Below are 18,213 nucleotides of genomic sequence, written 5' to 3'. Positions count from 1 at the left end.
CGGACGACGATAGGGTCGGTGCCGAGCACGTACAGGCAACACTCGGCCGTGGCCGCACCGGAGCAGTCGATCACTGCCGGTCGTCCACGGCGTCGGCGAAAGGCAGTGGGCGATGTCGTCATCGGTCGATCAGTACTCGGACGAACTACGGGCGGTGTATTTCGGCAACGTGGACACCGAGGTCCTCGGCCGGTCCACCACCGCCGATCCCGACGACATCCTCCGTCGGCACCTCGACCTCGCCGCCACCCGGCCGGCGGACACCGCGGTGCTGTCCGTGCTGCGTGCGGACAGCGCGATCGGTCCCGCCGTGCAGGTGGTCACCGACGACATGCCGATGCTCGTCGAGTCCATCACCGCGTCGCTGTCGGCGATGGGTACGGCCGTGACCGACGTCGTGCACCCCATCGTCCGAGTGGTGCGCGAGAACGACGAACTGCGCACCGTTCTGGGTGCCGCGACTCCCGCCGATCACGGTGATCGCGCCGACGGCAGTATCGCCGAGTCCTGGATCCACGTGGCCCTGCACCCCTCGGCCACGGAGACGACCCTCGCCGCGCTCGAACGGTCCCTCCCCGCCGTTCTCGCCGATGTCCGCCGCGTCGCCCGCGACACCGCCGCCATGCACGACGCGCAACTCGAGCTCGCCGATCTGCTCGAGCTCGATCGGGTGGGCGACGACGACGGCACGACGGCCGGAGACGTCACCCCGGAGACCCGTCACAACGCGGCCCGCTTGCTGCGGTGGCTCGCGCAGGGCAACTTCCGGTTGCTCGGTAGCCGCCGGTACGCCGTGGCGGGCGGCGGCCTCGCGCCGATCGCCGACTCGGGCCTGGGTCTGCTCCGCGGTGACGACGCGGACGCCGCCGACGGGTTCGATCTCCCCACCGACCGGCTCGTCGCCCGTGAGGACCTGCTGGTCCTCACCCAGGCGTCGAGCTCGACGACCGTGCACCGCGCGGTGCACCCGTACTTCATCGGAATCCACGACCTCGACGACGACGGCAACACCATCGGCGAGCACCGGTTCGCGGGCATGTTCACCGTGGCGGCGCTGCACGGCAACGTTCTCGAGATCCCGGTGGTGGGGGACCGGGTGCGTGCGGTCGTCGAGCGCGCCGGTCACACGCTGTCCTCGTACTCCGGACAGGCGATGCTCGAGACCATCCAGTCGTTCCCGCGCACCGAGCTGTTCTCCGCCGGCGCGGATTCGCTCTACGACACCGTGATCGCGGTGGAGCGCTCGGGCCTGCGACGCGAGGTGCTCGTCTTCCTCCGGCGCGACGGGTACGGCCGCTTCGTCTCGGCGCTCGTGTACCTGCCCCGCGATTCCTACACCACCCGCGTCCGACTGGCGACCCAGCGGATCCTGCTCTCCGAGCTGGGTGGGTCCGCCATCGAGTACGACGCGAGAATTTCCGAGAGCCCCTTGGCCCTCGTGCATTTCACCGTGCGCTTCGATGGACAGACCGCCGACCGGGTCGACGTCTCGGACGCCAACCGGGATCGGCTCCGACGGCTGATCGCCGACGCCACCCGCAACTGGGACGACTCCCTGCGCGAGACGGCCCGCGAGACGCCGGCCGTGTCTCCGGACGTCGCCGCGCGCTACGCCGTGTCCTTCCCCGAGGCCTACAAGCAGGACTTCGACGCGACCCGAGCGCTCGCCGACATCGGTCGGCTCGAAGCGCTCTCGGGGGACGGCATCGACATGTGCCTGTACCGGCCCGAGGGTTCCGACGACGGGCACTGGCGGTTCTCGCTGTACGTCACCGGTGAGATCTCGCTGAGCCAGGTGCTGCCCGTACTGCAGAGCCTGGGCGTCGAGGTCGTCGACGAGCGGCCGTACGCCGTGGTGCGGCTCGACCGCACCCGGTGCTGGATCTACGACTTCGGGCTCGCCGTCGAACCCCGGTTGCTCGCCGAGGCCGCCGAGACCGGGCCCATCGGTCGTCGCTTCACCGACGCGTTCGCCGCCGTGTGGCGGGGCGAGGCGGAGGCGGACCGCTTCAACGAACTCGTACTCCGGGCCGGGCTCGAGTGGCGGCGTGCCGTGGTGTTGCGGGCCTACGCCAAGTACCTGCGGCAGGCCGCCTTCCCGTACAGCCAGTTCAACATCGAGGGCGTGCTGTTGGGGAACCCCACCACCGCGCGGTTGATCGCGGACCTGTTCGACGCGCAGTTCGATCCCGACGCCGCCTCGGCGGAGCGGGCCGAGGAGATCGCCGCCGAGCTGACCGGTCTGATCGACGACGTCGTGAGCCTGGACGCGGACAAGATCCTGCGCGCCATGTTCGGCCTCGTGCGAGCGACGTTGCGCACCAACCACTTCGTCGTCGGTGCGGACGGCTCGTCGCGAGAGTTCCTCTCGCTCAAGTTCGATCCGCGCGCGATCGACGTGCTGCCGCAGCCCCGTCCCCGGTTCGAGATCTTCGTGTACTCGCCGCGGGTCGAGGGTGTGCACCTGCGCTTCGGGGCCGTCGCCCGCGGCGGCCTGCGGTGGTCCGACCGGCGGGAGGACTTCCGCACCGAGGTGCTCGGCCTCGCCAAGGCGCAGGCGGTCAAGAACGCGGTGATCGTTCCCGTCGGGGCCAAGGGTGGGTTCGTCGTCAAGCGTCCTCCGACGGCGACGGGGGACGCGGCGACCGACCGCGCGGCCACCGCGACCGAGGGTCGCGCGTGCTACCGCACCTTCATCGCGGGGCTGCTCGACGTCACCGACAACCTGGACCCGGCGACGCGGTCGGCCATTCCGCCGGAGCGCGTGGTCCGCCGCGACCCGGACGACTCCTACCTGGTGGTCGCGGCCGACAAGGGCACGGCCACGTTCTCCGATCTGGCCAACGAGGTGTCGGCGGAGTACGGCTTCTGGCTCGGGGACGCCTTCGCCTCGGGCGGTTCGGTGGGCTACGACCACAAGGCCATGGGCATCACCGCGAAGGGAGCGTGGGAGAGCGTCAAGCGGCACTTCCGCGAACTCGGCGTCGACACCCAGTCCGAGGAGATCACCGTCGTGGGGATCGGGGACATGAGTGGCGACGTCTTCGGCAACGGAATGCTGCTCAGCGAGCACCTGCGCATCGTGGCCGCATTCGACCACCGCCACATCTTCCTGGATCCGACGCCGCCGACGGCCGCCGCGTTCGCGGAGCGCCGACGGATGTTCGACCTTCCCCGATCCTCGTGGGCGGACTACGACCGATCGCTCATCAGTGCCGGGGGCGGCGTGCACGAGCGCACCGTGAAGTCGGTTCCCATCGGCGCGGAGGTGCGTGCAGCGCTCGGTCTCGACGACGACGTGACCGCTCTCGCGCCGCCGGAACTGATGAAGGCGATCCTGCGTGCCCCGGTGGACCTGCTCTGGAACGGCGGCATCGGCACCTACGTCAAGTCCCGCACCGAGTCCGACGCCGACGTCGGTGACAAGTCCAACGACGCGGTGCGCGTGAACGGAGCCGATCTGCGGGCCAAGGTCGTCGGCGAGGGCGGCAATCTGGGGTGCACCGCGCTCGGCCGCATCGAGTACGCGCGCGGCGGCGGCAAGATCAACACCGACGCGGTCGACAACTCGGCCGGAGTGGACTGCTCCGATCACGAGGTCAACATCAAGATCCTGCTCGACTCGTTGGTGACGTCGGGGGCTCTCCCGGCCGACGAACGCAGCGCGCTCCTGGCGTCGATGACCGACGAGGTCGGATCCCTGGTGCTCGAGGACAACGTCGCCCAGAACGAGCTCCTCGGCGTCGCGCGGTCGCACGCCCCGCACCTGCTCAGCGTGCACGGACGGCTGATCGCCGAGTTGAGCGACGCCGGACGCGTCGATCGCGCCCTGGACGCCCTGCCGTCGAAGTCCGAGCTGGCCCGCCGCGAGCAGAACGGCGAGGGACTCACCTCACCCGAACTCGCGACGCTCATGGCGCACGTCAAGCTGGCCATGAAGGAGGAGCTGGCCGCGACCGATCTGCCGGACAGCGATGTCTTCGCCCCTCTCATCACCGACTACTTCCCGGAGCAGCTGCGGGAGCGCTTCGCGAAGGAAATCAAGGGACACCCGCTGCGCCGCGAGATCGTGGCCACCCGCATCGCGAACGAGACGGTCGACCACGGCGGCATCACCTACGCGTTCCGGTTGGCCGAGGACTCCGGAGTCGCGGACACCGACGCGGTGCGCGCGTTCGCCGCCACCACCGAGATCTTCGGGCTGAACGAGATCTGGACGACGATCGCGCGGACACCGATGCCCACCGCGGCCGCCGACCTCCTGGTCCTCGAGACGCGCCGACTTCTCGATCGAGGCTCGCGGTGGCTGCTGTCCAATCGGCCGCAACCCATCGCCGTCGGTGCCGAGATCACCCGTTTCGCGGAGAAGGTGCGTGCGCTCGCCCCCGAACTGCCCGACCTGCTGCAGGGCCAACAGGCCCGCAGCGGAACCGAGAGGGCCGCGGGTGCCGTCGTCGCCGGGGCACCGGAAGAGCTGGCGTTCCGGGTCTTCCGGCTGCTGGACGTGTTCTGCCTGCTCGACGTCATCGACTCCGCGGACATCGTGGGGGAGGAGACGACGACCGTGGCCCCGCTGTACTACGAACTCGGCGAGCACCTGGGAATCGACTGGCTGCTGTCCGCGGTCTCGGGCCTCGAACGCGGCAACCGCTGGCACTCGCTGGCGCGGCTGGCGCTGCGCGACGATCTCTACTCCTCCCTGCGGGCCCTCACCCTCGACGTCCTGGCCGGCGGTGAACCGGGGGAGACCGCGTCCGAGATGATCGCGGAGTGGGAATCGACCAACGCGTCTCGGCTGGCTCGCGCACGCGCGGCACTGCGGGAGATCGGCGAGTCGGGAACCTCCGACCTGGCCACGCTGTCGGTCGCGGCCCGACAGATCCGCAGCATGGTGCGGGGAACGGGCGCGCGTACCGAGGTGTCCCGATGACCGCCGCGGACCTGCCCGGGTTCGTCTGCCCGGTGGACGTGCGGTGGTCGGACATGGACGCCTACCAGCACATCAACCACGCCCGGATGGTGACGTTGTTGGAGGAAGCGCGCATTCCGTGGCTGATGGCGGACGGGCTGCCGACGCAGTCGCTTCGCAACAGCGCCGTCATTGCCGATCTGCACGTGCGCTACCGCGGTCAGCTGCGGCACTCGGACTCGCCGCTCGACGTGCTCATGTGGATCGACCGGCTGCGCGCGGTCGACTTCACGATCGCGTACGAGGTCCGACCGCGCGGCGCATCCGTCGAGACACCCGCCGCCGTGACCGCGTCGACCCAGATCGCGGTCTTCGACATCGACACCCAGCGGTTGCGCCGACTCACCGCGGACGAGCGGGCCTACCTCGCGCGCTGGCATCGCCGGTGACCGGAGCACTCGCGGAGCGCTCGCTCACCGTCCTCGACGCCCGGGATCGCGACGACCTCACGACATTCCTGACGCACGCCGTCCGGTTGGACGCGGCCGCCGTGGTCCGGCTGCGCCGACGGGGAGAGTCGCGGGTGGTGGCGTGGTGCGACACGGGGTTCGACGTGCTCGCCGCCCGCGTCGTGTCGGCCTCGATCCGCCCCGCCGACGTGACCGTCGCGGCCGACGGACTGGTGCCGTTGCTGGCCGCGGCGGGGCCGCACCCGTTCGACCCCGGATTCGGCATGGACTCCGCGTGGCGGGGACCGGTGCCCCCGGACCACGGTTTCACCCATGTCGACGACGTGCCCGGTTCGGTGATCGTCGACCTCGCCGAGCGCGGGGTGGCGCTGGCCCGCGAACACGACGGTGCGCACGGACCGCCCGTGTCCCTGCTGGATCAGGACGTGGTGTCGGTGCAGTCCGGCGATCGAGTGGTTCCGGTGTCGATGCGCATGATCTTCGCGCTCAACGCGATGCGATTCCTCCCGGCCGCCGACGCGGACCCGGCGGCGGGACCGCCCGACCACCGGGTTCGCGTACGCGTGAGCGCGTCGTGGATCCGCCTCGACGCCCGGTACGGATCGGTCTTCCGCAGCACGGGGGCATCGATACCGCTGATGGTGTCGTGACGCTGATGGTGTCCTGACGCTCGTCAGACGAGCCAGGCCGCGGAGTTGCCGTCGAGCATCCCGTCCACCAGCGGCGAGCTCGCGAGCAGCACTTCACCCGGGGGCAGCGGGATCGGCTCGTCGGTGGCGTTCAACGCGCAGATGAGGCCGCCGCGTCGCCGGAAGGCCAGGCATCCCTCGGGGCTGCCGTACCAATCGATGCCCGCTTGCGCGAATTCCGGGCGGTTCCGACGCAGGTCGATGGCCGTGCGGTACAGGCCGACCATCGAGTCGAGGTCCTCGAGCTGATTCTCGACGGTGAGCTCGGCCCAGTCGGCCGGGATGGGCAGCCACGTGTCCGCGGAGGTGGAGAAGCCGAACGGCGGGCGCTCGCCCTCCCAGGGCATCGGGACCCGGCATCCGTCGCGGCCGCGAACCGCGCCCTCGGAGCGGAACCACACCGGGTCCTGCAGAACCTCGTCGGCCAGATCGGCGTTGGGCAGGGCCAACTCCGAGCCGTAGTAGACGAAGGCGACGCCGGGGAGGGCGAGCATCAGCAGCGTCATGGCGCGGGCACGGCGGGTGCCGAGTTCGCCGTCGCCGTACCGGGTCACCTCCCGCTCGATGTCGTGGTTCGACAGCGTCCAGGTGGGCGTGCCGCCGACCCGGTCGACGGCGTCGAGGGAGTTGTCGATCGCGTCCTTGACGGCCTCGGCGTCGAAGGGCGCCTCGGCCAGCCGGAAGTTGAATCCGAGGGTGAGCTCGTCCGGACGGAGGTACTCGGAGAACCGCTCGTTGTCCTGGACCCAGATCTCGCCGACCGTCATCGCGTCGTACTCGTCGATCACGCGGCGCACCGCACGGTGGATGTCGTGGACGCCGGGGTTGTTGAACCGCGGATCGTCGTCGGCGTTGCGGAGGAGTTCGTTGAGCGACAGGTCCATGTCGGGCAGATCGTGCAGGGCCGACATCGCGTCGGGCTTGGCCATGCCGTGGGCGACGTCGATGCGGAACCCGTCGATGCCGCGTTCGAGCCAGAACCGGACGGTGGCGAGAAGGTCGTCGAGGACCTCGGGGTTGGTCCAGTTCAGATCGGGCTGCTCCGGGGCGAAGATGTGCAGGTACCACTGACCGGGGGTGCCGTCGGCCTCGGTGACGCGGTGCCACGCCGGTCCGCCGAAGATGCTCGGCCAGTTGTTGGGAGGCTCGGAGCCGTCCCCACGGCCGTCGCGGAAGACGTATCGGTCACGTTCGGGGCTGCCCGGTGCCGCCGCCAGGGCCTGCTGGAACCAGACGTGCTGATCGCTCGTGTGGTTGGGGACGAGGTCCATGGTGACCTTGATGTCACGGGCGTGCGCCTCGGCGACGAGTCGGTCCATCACCTCGATCGATCCGAACAGCGGATCGATGTCGCGGGGGTCGGAGACGTCGTAGCCGTGATCGGCCATGGGCGATCGCATCACGGGGCTGAGCCACAGAGCGTCGATGCCGAGGAGCTCCAGGTACCCCAACTTGTCGCGAACTCCGCCGAGATCGCCCACGCCGTCGCCGTCGGAGTCGGCGAACGAGCGCGGATAGATCTGGTAGAACACCGCGTCCGACCACCAGGGGGTGTGGGCGGGGGATGCGGAGTCGGACGGTTCGTTCGTGTTGATCACATGTCCAATAGTGCCAAACTCCGGGGCCGATTCCCGCGTCCGCGGCGCTCGCACGTGGGATAAAGCACACCTCATGCTCGAATTGTCGAGAGGAAAAACTACCGTCGGTCGGTTTCGTGGGGTAGTTTCGTGCCAATCGTCAAGTCACGGTAAAGGAAGTTTCATGACAGCTCCCGTCTTCGAGTCGGTCCGCCTGGACGACGTCGTGCTCAGCCCCGCCCCCATCGACCCGTCCTGGGTCATCGAGGGCGATCCCGTGGCTCGAAGCGGTCAGTGGTCCACCAGCCCCGACACCACCACCTCGACGTGGGTCTGGGACTGCACGGCCGGACGCTTCCACTGGCACTTCGAATCGGACGAGACCATCCACGTCATCGACGGCGAGGTGATCGTCCGGTCCGAGGGTCAGGAACCCCGCACCCTTCGTGCCGGTGACGCCGCGCTGTTCTACGCGGACACGTGGGCGGAGTGGCACGTTCCGAACTACGTGCGCAAGCACGCGATCCTGCGCCCGCACATCTCCAAGCCCGTGCTCTTCGCGTGGAAGGTCAGCCGCAAGCTGCGCAGCCTCACCGCACGCAGCCGGTAACCCCGTCCGGGTCGCCCGGCATTGCCTACAGCGGCGAGTTGACCATCGACTGCGCCGCCATGTCCATGTACTCCGTCAACGCACGGCGATGATCGTCGTCCAGGGTCTCCCGGTCGATCGACGCGATGGCCGTGTGCATCGCCCGGAGCCACGCGTCGCGCTCGAGTGGCCCGATGGCGAACGGCGAGTGCCGCATCCGCAGGCGTGGGTGCCCACGCTCGTCCGAGTACGTACGTGGGCCACCCCAGTACTGCTCCAGGAACATCCGCATGCGCCGCTCGGCCGGCCCCAGGTCCTCCTCCGGGTACAGCGCTCGCAGGATCTCGTCCCGCGCCACCTCCTGGTAGAAGCGTGCGGTGAGTTTGTGGAAGGTATCGGCGCCGCCCACCGCGTCGTAGAACGTCTGTTCGGTCATCTGGCGGTTCCCTTCGAAGGGTGTTCCGTGGTCACGAAGTGCTGCGTGCGTTCGCGCCGAACGGCCGACCGTTGGGGTACGGGGCCTCGATGCCGGCGTCGTCGAACGCCTCGAGAATCTGCCGGTGCAGTCGTCGCTGCACGGCCCACTGACGGCCGGGCCGGACCTTGACGGTCAGACGAAGCGTGACGGTGTCGGACGTGACGGCGTCGACGCCCAGCATCTGCGGGGCCTCGAGGATGTCGTCCTCGAATTCGCCGCGTTCGATCGCGGCCGCGACGGTGGTCTCGGCGACGTCGCAGGCGGTGTCGATGTTGACGGTGTGCGCGACGGGCAGATCCAACACGGCGACGGCGTGACCCTGGCTCATGTTGCCCACCCGCAGGACCTCACCGTTGCGGACGTACCAGAGCGTGCCGGGTACGTCGCGGACCGTGGTGACGCGCAACCCGACCGTCTCCACGGTGCCGGTGGCCTCGCCGAGATCGACGATGTCGCCCACGCCGTACTGGTCTTCGAGCAGCATGAAGATGCCGGAGAGGAAGTCGCGGACGAGGTTCTGGGCGCCGAAGCCGAGGGCGACGCCCACGATGCCGGCCGAGGCGATGAACGGCGCCACGTTGACGCCGACGATGGCCAGTGCCGACAGGACGAACCAGACGAGGATGGCCACCGAGATCGCCGACTTCATGACGGATCCGATGGTGCGGGCGCGCTGGGCTCGTCGCTCGTTCAGGACGGGGGTCTGCAGGCCGCGGGGGGCGCGTTCGCGCAATGGTCGCAGCAACGGCGGTTTGGCCGACGGGTCACGCGGGACGGAGGTGAAGCGGTCGGTCACCCGGTGCAGCACCACCCGCAGAACCACGGCGAGAACCGCGTAGCCCACGATCTGCAAGGGCCGTTCGATCAGCCATTCCCGACCCGTTTCGGACAGGGAGAGGGCGATGGTGGCGTACTGGTCGGCGATGTTCGAGTCGAAGGAGTACACCCGAAGAGTCTACGCAACGAGGTCCGACCGCTGAACGACGGCGAAATCTCGGCGGACCGGCCACCGAGTGTTCACCCGGCCGTCCCGTCGCCGACCCCGGTATGCACGTGCGTCCTGCCCGATTTCGTGATGCACTGTGTTCGGCTTCACGTGCACGTGCGGCCGCCGCAACCAGCGGCAGATCGCGGTGCACGCACAGCGGTCACTGGAGGTGGCATGAAGAAGAGCGGCGTACCGGGGACCACGCTGCGCGCGGTGGTCGCCGAGGCGGACGAGACCCGTACCGACGCCGAGATCGCCGACGACGCTCTCCCCGCGTGGGTGAAGCGCCGGGTTCTTCTGCTCAACGCGACCTTCGAACCGCTGACCGCCCTTCCCATGCGCCGAGCCGTCATCCTTCTCGTGTGCGACAAGGCCGTGGTGGTGCACGAGGACGATCACGGCCCCCTGGTCCGGTCCGCCGATCTCGCCGTACAGGTGCCGTCGGTGATCCGCCTGCGCAATTACGTCCGGGTGCCGTACCGGGCGCGGATTCCGATGACGCGGGCGGCGCTGATGCACCGAGACCGATTCCGGTGCGCGTACTGCGGCGGCAAGGCCGAGACCATCGATCACGTCGTCCCACGCAGCCGCGGGGGAGAGCATTCGTGGGAGAACTGCGTCGCATCCTGCGCGTCCTGCAACCATCGCAAAGCGGACAAAATGCTCAGTGACCTCGGGTGGACGCTGCGGGCGGCCCTCGTTCCGCCGAAGGGGCCGCACTGGCGGCTGCTGGCCAGCATCAAGGAACTCGATCCGATGTGGCTGCCCTATCTGGGCGAAGGCGCGGCCTGAGTTATCCTGACCGCGTGAGCATCCTCGAAACCACGTTGATCTTCGTGGTCATACCCGTGCTGATTCTCCTCGCGCTGTACGTGTTCGCCCGCATCACGGCCACCGATCCCGCACCGCGACCCGAGCCCTACACGCTCGATCGCACGTGGAATCACGCGCCGATCCTGTGGTCGGCGACGGACGAGGTCACGCCCTACACGCACCACGCCGGTGCGAACACCAGCGGACACGCCGAGCTCACCGCGGGCTCGGCATCCCTGATCGGAGGACGAGCCAGTGGCAAGTGGTGAACTGTCCACCCGCAAGGTCGACGAGAGCACTCTCCCGGTCGGACACGTGGTCACCGCCAGTGGACGCATCTCCGGTGTGCACCAGGTGGGAACCCCGAACCCCGATCTGTCGCCGTTCGCGACCGACGAACTGATCCAGCTCGACGAGGCGCTCATCGAGGCCACGCGCAGCACCGCGATCCGCTTCAACGTCCTCGTCGGTGATCTGGGGGCCGATCCCGCCGCGGGCGCCGATGCGGTCTTCCCCACCACGCCCGAGGCCGCCTACTCGATACTCGTCGCGGTCTCCCCGAACCAGCGCGCGATCGAGATCCGGTGCGGCCGTGGCGTGGCCTCCCACGCGGACGACCGTGTGGCTCAGCTGGGCGTCACCGCCGCTCTGGCGTCGTTCCGCGACAACGATCTGATCGACGGTCTCGTCAGTGCGATCCGTGTGATGAGCGCGGACATCGTCAACGCGCACAGCTAGTACAGCGCCTCGCACCACGGGCCCGTCACCTCCTCGAGGTGACGGGCCCGTGGTCGTTCGGGTGAACGGAATCTACGCGCGGTCCGCTTCGCGCGCGGCGAGCGAACGGACGACGCCGGCGCGTCCCTCGATCACCAGTCGAGCCAGTGCCGGCGGATGATCGCCCTCGAGGAACGCATCCGCGGCGGCCACGGACTCCTCGCTGACGGACCACGACGGGTACAGACCCACCACGACGGTCTGAGCGACCTCGCTCGACCGACGCGCCCACACGTCGCCGACGGCGTCGAAGTAGCGCGAGACGAACGGCTCGAGCAGGTCGCCCTGACCCGCACCGGGGAACGCCCCGATGATCGCGCGGGCGGTGATGTTCGGCAGCGAATCGTCCTCGATGACCCGGGTCCACACGTCCTCCTTGACCGAGGACTGTGGCCGTGCCGCCCGCGCCGCGGCCGCAGCGCGGGCACCTGCGGCGGTGTTGTCCCGCTCGGCCTCCGCGTCGATGACCGGGGTGTCCGCGCCGGTATCGACGGCCCCGCTGCGCGCGAGGGCCGTGACGAGTCGCCACCGGAGATCGGTGTCGACGGTCAGTCCCGTCAGCTGCCGACTCTCGACGTCACCGTCGAGCAGCGCCGACAGGACCTCGGTGTGACGGTCCTCGAGCACCGACGAGGTGAGCGCGTTGACGTAGGCGAGTTGGTGGTCGGAACCGGGCTCGGCCGCCTGCGCCAATTCCAGGACACGATCGGCGAACTCGGGTCGACCGGTCTCGCGAGCCCACTCGGGATCCGCGTACGAGCCGATCGCGGTCTGGGCCTGCACCAGCAGCCGCTGCACCACGCCCACCTCGGTCTCGGCGGCGCCGCCCCGCTGCACGAGGGCCACGAAGTCGCGTGCCTTGAGCTCGGCCTGACGGGTCATCTCCCACGCGGCGGACCACGCCAGGGTGCGGGGGAGCGACTCGCCGATGTCACCGATGCGCGCGAGCAAGGTCTCGAGCGAGGTCGGATCGAGCCGCAGCGAGCAGTACGTCAGATCGTCGTCGTTGACCAGGACGAGCTTTCCGGCCGGCTTGCCGACCAGCGCCGCCACGTCGGTGCGCTCCACGCCGTCGAGGTCGATCTCGACCCGTTCCGTGCGAGTCAGCGAACCGTCGGGCGCGTCGTCGTAGACACCGACCGCGATGCGGTGGACGCGGCGCTCGCCGCGACCCGGCTCGGCGCCCCCCTGAACCACGGTGAAGGACGAGTAGCGACCGTCGGCGTCGACCTCGAATTCCGGGGACAGCGTGTTCAGGCCGGTCGTCCGCAGCCACTGATCGCCCCAGTCCGACAGATCTCGACCCGAGGACGTCTCCAAGGCGGACAACAGGTCCGAGAACGTGGCGTTGCCGAACGCGTGGTCGCGGAAGTAGCTGCGTAGACCGGCGAGAAAGTCCTCGAGCCCCACGTACGCCACGAGCTGCTTGAGGACGCTCGCGCCCTTCGCGTAGGTGATGCCGTCGAAGTTGACCTCGACCGCGGCGAGATCGGGGATGTCCGCGGCGATGGGGTGCGTGGAGGGGAGCTGATCCTGGCGGTAGGCCCACGCCTTCTCGACGTTGGCGAACGTGGTCCACGCGTTGGTGTACTCGGTGGCCTCCGACTGACACAGAACCGAGGCGAAGGTCGCGAACGACTCGTTGAGCCACAGATCGTCCCACCAGCGCATCGTGACGAGGTCGCCGAACCACATGTGCGCCATCTCGTGCAGGACGGTCTCCGCGCGGCGCTCGTAGGACGCGCGGGTCACCTTGGATCGGAAGACGTAGTCCTCCAGGTAGGTGACGGCGCCGGCGTTCTCCATCGCTCCGGCGTTGAACTCCGGTACGAACAGCTGGTCGTACTTCCCGAACGCGTACGGGGTGCCGAAGTTGCGATGGTAGAACTCGAAGCCCTGCTTGGTCTCGGTGAACAGGCGCTCGTGGTCCATGTACTCGGCAAGCGATGCACGGCAGTAGATTCCGAGTGGAATGGTTCCGTGATCGTCGGCGTAGGAGTCGGTCCACTCGGCGTACGGTCCGGCGATCAACGCGACGAGGTACGTGCTCATGACGGGCGTCGTGTCGAAGACGTGCTCGCCGGCGGCGGGCTCGGCGGCGTGGGCCGCGTTGGAGATGACCTTCCAGCTGTCCGGCGCCGTGACCTTCAGATCGAAGGTCGCCTTGAGATCCGGCTGGTCGAAGCACGCGAACATCCGCTTGGCGTCGGCGGTCTCGAACTGGCTGTACAGATACACCGAGCCGTCCGAGGGATCGACGAAGCGGTGCAATCCCTCGCCGGTGTGCGAGTAGGCGCAGTCCGCGACGACGACGACCTCGTTGTGCTCCGCGAGGTTCTCCAGCGCGATCCCGGTGGATTCGTCGTACGAGGAGGTGTCCACGTCCGCGCCGTTGAGGGTGACGGACCGAATCGATGCCGCCACGATGTCGAGGAACGTCGACGCTCCGGCCGTGGCGTCGAACGTGACGGTGGTGGTGGACGCGAACGTGGTCTCGCCCGGGCCACCCTCGCCGTCGGTGAGGTCGAGTGCGATGGAGTAGTTCTTCACCGCGAGCAGCGACGAACGCTCCTCGGCCTGGTCTCTGGTCAAGTTGGGGGCAACCACGTGCACCCTTTCTGTCGAAGTGGATTCGAATACGACGAAAGTCCATCCCATCATGACGCGGTGAACGCCCGGCGGGTAGACACTGAAGACAGGCCGGACGATAAGTCTCGGCACACAGCAAGGCGAAAGGACTTCCGTGACCGAAACGCAGGCAAGTAACACCGGGGGCGCCGGGAAGAAGGACGTCGCCGACTTCTGGTTCGACCCGCTGTGCCCGTGGTGCTGGATCACCTCTCGGTGGATTCTCGAGGTGAAGAAGGTGCGGGACATCGAGGCCAACTTCCACGTCATGAGCCTGTCGGTGCTCAACGAGGGGCGCGACCTGCCCGAGGAGTACTCGGCGTTGATGGCCAAGGCATGGGGGCCGGTGCGGGTGGCGATCGCCGCTGCCGCCGCTCGGGGCGACGAGATTCTCGAACCGCTCTACACGGAGATGGGCACGCGAATCCACAACCAGGGCAACAAGAACTTCGACGAGGTCGTCGAGCAGTCTCTCGCGGCGCTCGACCTTCCCGCGGATCTGGCGAAGGCGGCGTCCAGCGACGAGCACGACGCCGCACTGCGGGCCAGCCATCACGCCGGCATGGACAAGGTGGGACCCGACGTGGGCACCCCGACGATCCACGTGAACGGGGTGGCGTTCTTCGGTCCCGTCATCTCGCGCATCCCGCGCGGTGAGACGGCCGGGGAGCTGTGGGACGCGTCGGTGACCTTCGCGTCGTATCCGCACTTCTTCGAACTCAAGCGCACGCGCAACGAGGACCCGGTCTTCGACTGACCGTCCGACACGACACGAACGCCGAGGCACCCGCAACGCGGGCGCCTCGGCGTTCTGTTCTTCGTGGTGCTGTCGTTCGCGGTAGGTCGAGACCTATTTGGCGGACACGCGAATGAGCTTGGTGTTCGCGAATTCGTCCATGCCCCAACGGCCGAGCTCACGCCCGACGCCGGATCGCTTCACGCCTCCGAACGGGAGGCCGGGCAGGGTGGTTCCGTGCTCGTTGACGAAGGCCATGCCGACGTCGAGTCGATCGGCGACGTCGCGAGCGCGATCCAGATCCGAGCTCCACACCGATCCGCTCAAACCGTAGGCGGACGAGTTGGCCAGGGCCACGGCCTCGTCGGCGTTCGCGACCTTGTAGACGACACCCGCGGGGCCGAACAGTTCCTCGGTGTACGCGCGCATGGCGGGGGTGACGTCGGCGAGCAGCGTGGGCTGCACGAAGGATCCGGGTCCGTCCACCTTCTTTCCGCCCGTGAGCAGCGTCGCGCCCTTGTCGACCGCGTCTTCGATCTGCTCGACCAGCGAATCGGCCGCGGCCTGCGAGGAGAGGGGACCGAGGACGGTGTTCTCGTCCAACGGATCTCCGGTCTGCATGGCTTCGAACGACGCGGTGAGCTTGGCGACGAACTCGTCGTAGATGTCCTCGGTGACGATGATCCGCTTCGCCGCGTTGCAGGCCTGGCCCGCGTTCGACAGGCGAGCCTGCGTCGCGGACTCGACGGTGGCGTCCATGTCATCGGTGTCGAGGACGACGAACACGTCCGAGCCGCCCAGCTCGAGCACGACCTTCTTGAGGTTGCGGCCCGCGGTCTCGGCGACGGACGTTCCGGCGCGCTCGCTACCGGTGAGCGACACTCCCTGCACGCGAGGATCGGCGATCATGTCCGCGATCTGCTCGTTGGTGGCGAACACGTTGACGTACGCGTCCTCGGGCACCCCGGCCTGACGGAAGATCTCTTCCATCAAGAGTGCGGACTGGGGGCAACTCGGGGCGTGCTTGAGCACGATCGTGTTGCCCAGCATGAGGTTCGGGCCCGCGAAGCGAGCGACCTGGTAGTACGGGTAGTTCCACGGCATGACGCCGACGAGCGCACCGATGGGCCGACTGACCACCACGGTGTTCTCGGCACCGGGCACGTTCAACGTCTCCTCCTCGAGGAGTGCGGGACCGTGCTCGGCGTAGTAGCGGTAGATGTCGGACGAGAGCTGGACCTCGCCCATCGCCTGGGTGACGGGCTTGCCCATCTCGGTGGCGATGGTGCGAGCGAGCTCCTCGGCACGCTCGGTGTAGATCTCGGCGGTGCGGGTGAGGATGCGGGCGCGCTCGGCGGGATCGGTCTCGCGCCAGGAGTGGTAACCCGAGCTGACCGCTGCGAGAACGGTTTCGACGTCCGCGTCGGACATCGTGTCGAACTCGCGCGCGGTCTCGCCGGTGGCCGGATTAACTGTCTTGTAGGTAGTCATGTGGGGTGTAACCCCGAACCCCCCGTCTCGTGTTCCCGAGCACGATCGCCGGCGCGCGTGTCAGACGACGATGCGGTCGGGGTGCCCACGCGAATCCGCTGCGCCGCTTCCGAACACACGCGCGGTGCCGGCCGCCCATCGCCGCGCCGACCAGGCCGCGGCGACGGCGTCGAGAACGTCGTCGATCGCGGGGCCGTCGTCGAGGCCCGCCGTCGCGGCGACGATCGTCGCGGGATCCACCACCGCCGACAGCGCCGACAGCCGTTGCGCGATACCGCGCGCCCGCTTCTTCGAGGTGAACTCCGTGGTGGTCGCGAGTGCGCGGAACGACGATTCCGGGTGCACCTCGATCACACGATCGTCGAGGGCCGCAGCGCCCCACTCGCGGATGTAGGCGGTGAGGTACCAGGACTGCTTGCTGATCGCCTTGCCCGTCCGCGCTCGTGAGACGACACACGCCTGCTCCCACGTCTCGCTCTCGACGGCGTCCCGAACGGGAGTGAAGAACAGTGACGACCGCGCGGAGCCCAGAAACGACCTGAGGGCGACCTCGCCGGTGCGGTAGCCGTCCTCCGGAACGGACAGCGGCATGTCGACGCCCACCACGACGCAGTCTGCGGTGGAAGCCAGGACGTCGTCGACCGACCGGGACACGCTCAGCTGCAGGTCGCGGCCACGGAGGCGGGCCACCACCCAGGCGCCGCCGGCTCCGTCGACCCCGGCGACGGTGAGCTCGTCGGGTGCTGTCGAAGCGGCCGAGGTCACCTGTCAAACTCTTTCACATGCGCGTATACCTGGGTGCCGATCACGCCGGCTTCGAGTTCAAGAACCAGATCATGGAACACCTGACCGCGGCCGGGCACGAGCCGGTCGACTGCGGGGCGTTCGAGTACGACGCGGTGGACGATTACCCCGCGTTCTGCATCGAGGCCGCCCGTCGCACCGTCGCCGATCCGGACAGCCTCGGCCTGGTCCTCGGCGGATCCGGCAACGGCGAACAGATCGCGGCGAACAAGGTTCCCGGCGCTCGGTGCGCGCTCGCGTGGAGTGTCGAGACCGCCCAGCTCGCTCGTCAGCACAACAAGGCCCAGCTGATCGGCATCGGTGGGCGTATGCACACGCTGCCCGAGGCACTGGCCATCGTGGACGCGTTCCTCGCGACGCCGTGGTCGGGTGAGGAACGGCACCAGCGCCGCATCGACATTCTGGCCGAGTACGAGCGCACCGGCGACGCCCCCGCAGTTCCCGGCGCGCACTGACGTGCCCGAGGGCCACACTCTTCACCGCCTGGCGCGGTTGCACCAGAAGCGGTTCGCGGGCCAGGAGATCGAGGTCTCGAGTCCGCAGGGACGATTCGTCGACGGCGCGGAGTGGGTCAGCGGACACGTATTGCTGCGAGCGGACGCCTGGGGGAAGCACCTGCTGCACCGGTACGACAACGGCGCGATCGTGCACGTGCACCTGGGCCTTTACGGCAAGTTCGGAGAGCAGAGCGTTCCGATGAAGGACCCGGTGGGTCAGGTGCGGATGCGGATGGTGGGGGAGGAGTACGGGACCGACCTCCGCGGCCCCACCCGCTGCGAGATCTTCGACGACACCCAGGTCGACGCCCTGGTGGCTCGGCTGGGCCCGGATCCGCTGCGCAAGGAGTCGGACCCGGACAAGGCGTTCCGTCGAATCACCAAGTCGTCCATGGCGATCGGGGCGCTGCTGATGGAGCAGGATGTCATCGCCGGAATCGGCAACGTGTACCGGGCCGAACTGCTCTTCCGGCACCGGGTGAGCCCGTTCCTGCCCGGCAAGAAACTCGATCACGGGCGGTGGGGCGAGATGTGGGTCGATCTGGTCGACCTGATGAAGGTGGGTGTGCGGCGCGGTCGGATCGTCACGCTGAATCCGGAGCACGAAGCCGGTGCCGGACCGCGGGGACCGGGACGCCCACGGTCCTACGTCTACAAGAGACAAGGATTGCCGTGCCGCATCTGCGGCACGGCGATCCTCACGCAGGACATGAAGGGACGAAATCTCTTCTGGTGCCCGTCCTGTCAGGTGGACTGACGGGCGGCCG

General features: G+C 68.6%; 16 protein-coding genes. 10 read left to right on the top strand and 6 right to left on the bottom strand.

Features of this window, described 5'->3' with window-relative positions:
• The first annotated feature begins 112 nt into the window (after positions 1-112).
• From ACY466_RS14710 to ACY466_RS14700, 3 genes are read left to right on the top strand one after another with little or no spacing between them, the layout of a single operon-like run.
• Entirely contained in the window at positions 113-4,930 is a 4,818-nt protein-coding gene (locus ACY466_RS14710) for an NAD-glutamate dehydrogenase (RefSeq protein ID WP_463246111.1), read from the top strand.
• Entirely contained in the window at positions 4,927-5,358 is a 432-nt protein-coding gene (locus tag ACY466_RS14705) for an acyl-CoA thioesterase (protein ID WP_463246109.1), read from the top strand. Before ACY466_RS14710 ends, ACY466_RS14705 begins: the two co-directional genes overlap by 4 nt.
• Positions 5,355-6,029 (top strand): hypothetical protein, encoded by a 675-nt coding sequence (locus ACY466_RS14700; RefSeq protein WP_463246107.1) that lies wholly within the window; start codon positions 5,355-5,357, stop codon positions 6,027-6,029. The genes ACY466_RS14705 and ACY466_RS14700 overlap by 4 nt, the downstream gene beginning before the upstream one ends.
• Positions 6,030-6,052: 23 nt before the next feature.
• On the opposite strand, the gene ACY466_RS14695 is transcribed toward ACY466_RS14700, so the two are convergent.
• A complete protein-coding gene (locus ACY466_RS14695; RefSeq protein ID WP_463252307.1) occupies positions 6,053-7,663 on the bottom strand; it encodes a glycoside hydrolase family 13 protein in 1,611 nt (536 codons plus the stop codon).
• Positions 7,664-7,829: 166 nt separating this feature from the next.
• Between ACY466_RS14695 and ACY466_RS14690 the strand changes: the two genes are divergently transcribed.
• Positions 7,830-8,255 (top strand): cupin domain-containing protein, encoded by a 426-nt coding sequence (locus tag ACY466_RS14690; RefSeq protein WP_463246105.1) that lies wholly within the window; start codon positions 7,830-7,832, stop codon positions 8,253-8,255.
• A gap of 25 nt (positions 8,256-8,280) precedes the next feature.
• Here the strand turns inward: ACY466_RS14690 and ACY466_RS14685 are convergent, their stop codons facing one another.
• Together ACY466_RS14685 and ACY466_RS14680 are read right to left on the bottom strand one after the other, a co-directional pair.
• Complete coding sequence (locus tag ACY466_RS14685; RefSeq protein WP_463246103.1) at positions 8,281-8,670, bottom strand: globin; 390 nt, start codon at positions 8,668-8,670, stop codon at positions 8,281-8,283.
• Positions 8,671-8,701: 31 nt separating this feature from the next.
• Positions 8,702-9,658, bottom strand: coding sequence for a mechanosensitive ion channel family protein (locus ACY466_RS14680; protein ID WP_463246102.1), 957 nt, complete (start codon positions 9,656-9,658; stop codon positions 8,702-8,704).
• Between the two features lie 216 nt (positions 9,659-9,874).
• On the opposite strand from ACY466_RS14680, the gene ACY466_RS14675 reads away from it, so the two are divergent.
• The 3 genes from ACY466_RS14675 to ACY466_RS14665 are packed head-to-tail and all read left to right on the top strand — an operon-like array spanning position 9,875 to position 11,251.
• Positions 9,875-10,492: an HNH endonuclease gene (locus ACY466_RS14675; protein WP_463246100.1), complete on the top strand. Its 618-nt coding sequence runs from the start codon at positions 9,875-9,877 to the stop codon at positions 10,490-10,492.
• Between the two features lie 14 nt (positions 10,493-10,506).
• Positions 10,507-10,782, top strand: a complete 276-nt coding sequence (ctaJ, locus tag ACY466_RS14670) for an aa3-type cytochrome oxidase subunit CtaJ (RefSeq protein WP_463246099.1) — start codon at positions 10,507-10,509, stop codon at positions 10,780-10,782.
• Positions 10,769-11,251, top strand: a complete 483-nt coding sequence (locus tag ACY466_RS14665) for a DUF5130 family protein (protein ID WP_463246098.1) — start codon at positions 10,769-10,771, stop codon at positions 11,249-11,251. Before ctaJ ends, ACY466_RS14665 begins: the two co-directional genes overlap by 14 nt.
• 72 nt (positions 11,252-11,323) lie before the next feature.
• Here ACY466_RS14665 and pepN read toward each other — a convergent pair whose 3' ends face one another.
• Entirely contained in the window at positions 11,324-13,897 is a 2,574-nt protein-coding gene (gene pepN / locus ACY466_RS14660) for an aminopeptidase N (RefSeq protein WP_463246096.1), read from the bottom strand.
• A 136-nt stretch (positions 13,898-14,033) separates the two neighbouring features.
• Between pepN and ACY466_RS14655 the strand changes: the two genes are divergently transcribed.
• A complete protein-coding gene (locus ACY466_RS14655) occupies positions 14,034-14,675 on the top strand; it encodes a mycothiol-dependent nitroreductase Rv2466c family protein (RefSeq protein ID WP_463246095.1) in 642 nt (213 codons plus the stop codon).
• A 93-nt stretch (positions 14,676-14,768) separates the two neighbouring features.
• Here ACY466_RS14655 and ACY466_RS14650 read toward each other — a convergent pair whose 3' ends face one another.
• Positions 14,769-16,145 (bottom strand): NAD-dependent succinate-semialdehyde dehydrogenase, encoded by a 1,377-nt coding sequence (locus ACY466_RS14650; RefSeq protein ID WP_463246093.1) that lies wholly within the window; start codon positions 16,143-16,145, stop codon positions 14,769-14,771.
• Positions 16,146-16,205: 60 nt separating this feature from the next.
• A complete protein-coding gene (locus ACY466_RS14645; protein WP_463246091.1) occupies positions 16,206-16,910 on the bottom strand; it encodes a DUF429 domain-containing protein in 705 nt (234 codons plus the stop codon).
• Between the two features lie 17 nt (positions 16,911-16,927).
• Between ACY466_RS14645 and ACY466_RS14640 the strand changes: the two genes are divergently transcribed.
• Together ACY466_RS14640 and ACY466_RS14635 are read left to right on the top strand one after the other, a co-directional pair.
• Positions 16,928-17,404, top strand: coding sequence for a ribose-5-phosphate isomerase (locus tag ACY466_RS14640; protein WP_463246089.1), 477 nt, complete (start codon positions 16,928-16,930; stop codon positions 17,402-17,404).
• A 1-nt stretch (position 17,405) separates the two neighbouring features.
• The gene (locus ACY466_RS14635; protein ID WP_463246087.1) at positions 17,406-18,203 is read left to right on the top strand and encodes an Fpg/Nei family DNA glycosylase; all 798 of its coding nucleotides are present in this window, start codon (positions 17,406-17,408) and stop codon (positions 18,201-18,203) included.
• Positions 18,204-18,213 lie beyond the last annotated feature (10 nt).

It is taken from the genome of Rhodococcus sp. K11/5 (assembly GCF_055193735.1).
The sequence above is the reverse complement of the archived record's forward strand: the minus strand, read 5'-3'. Positions and strand labels throughout refer to the sequence as shown.

Coding starts and splice junctions, on each gene's coding strand:
- ACY466_RS14685 (WP_463246103.1), bottom strand. CDS start 8,670: ATGACCGAACAGACGTTCTACGACGCGGTGGGCGGCGCCGATACCTTC.
- ACY466_RS14650 (WP_463246093.1), bottom strand. CDS start 16,145: ATGACTACCTACAAGACAGTTAATCCGGCCACCGGCGAGACCGCGCGC.
- ACY466_RS14710 (WP_463246111.1), top strand. CDS start 113: ATGTCGTCATCGGTCGATCAGTACTCGGACGAACTACGGGCGGTGTAT.
- ACY466_RS14640 (WP_463246089.1), top strand. CDS start 16,928: ATGCGCGTATACCTGGGTGCCGATCACGCCGGCTTCGAGTTCAAGAAC.
- ACY466_RS14675 (WP_463246100.1), top strand. CDS start 9,875: ATGAAGAAGAGCGGCGTACCGGGGACCACGCTGCGCGCGGTGGTCGCC.
- ACY466_RS14690 (WP_463246105.1), top strand. CDS start 7,830: ATGACAGCTCCCGTCTTCGAGTCGGTCCGCCTGGACGACGTCGTGCTC.
- ACY466_RS14705 (WP_463246109.1), top strand. CDS start 4,927: ATGACCGCCGCGGACCTGCCCGGGTTCGTCTGCCCGGTGGACGTGCGG.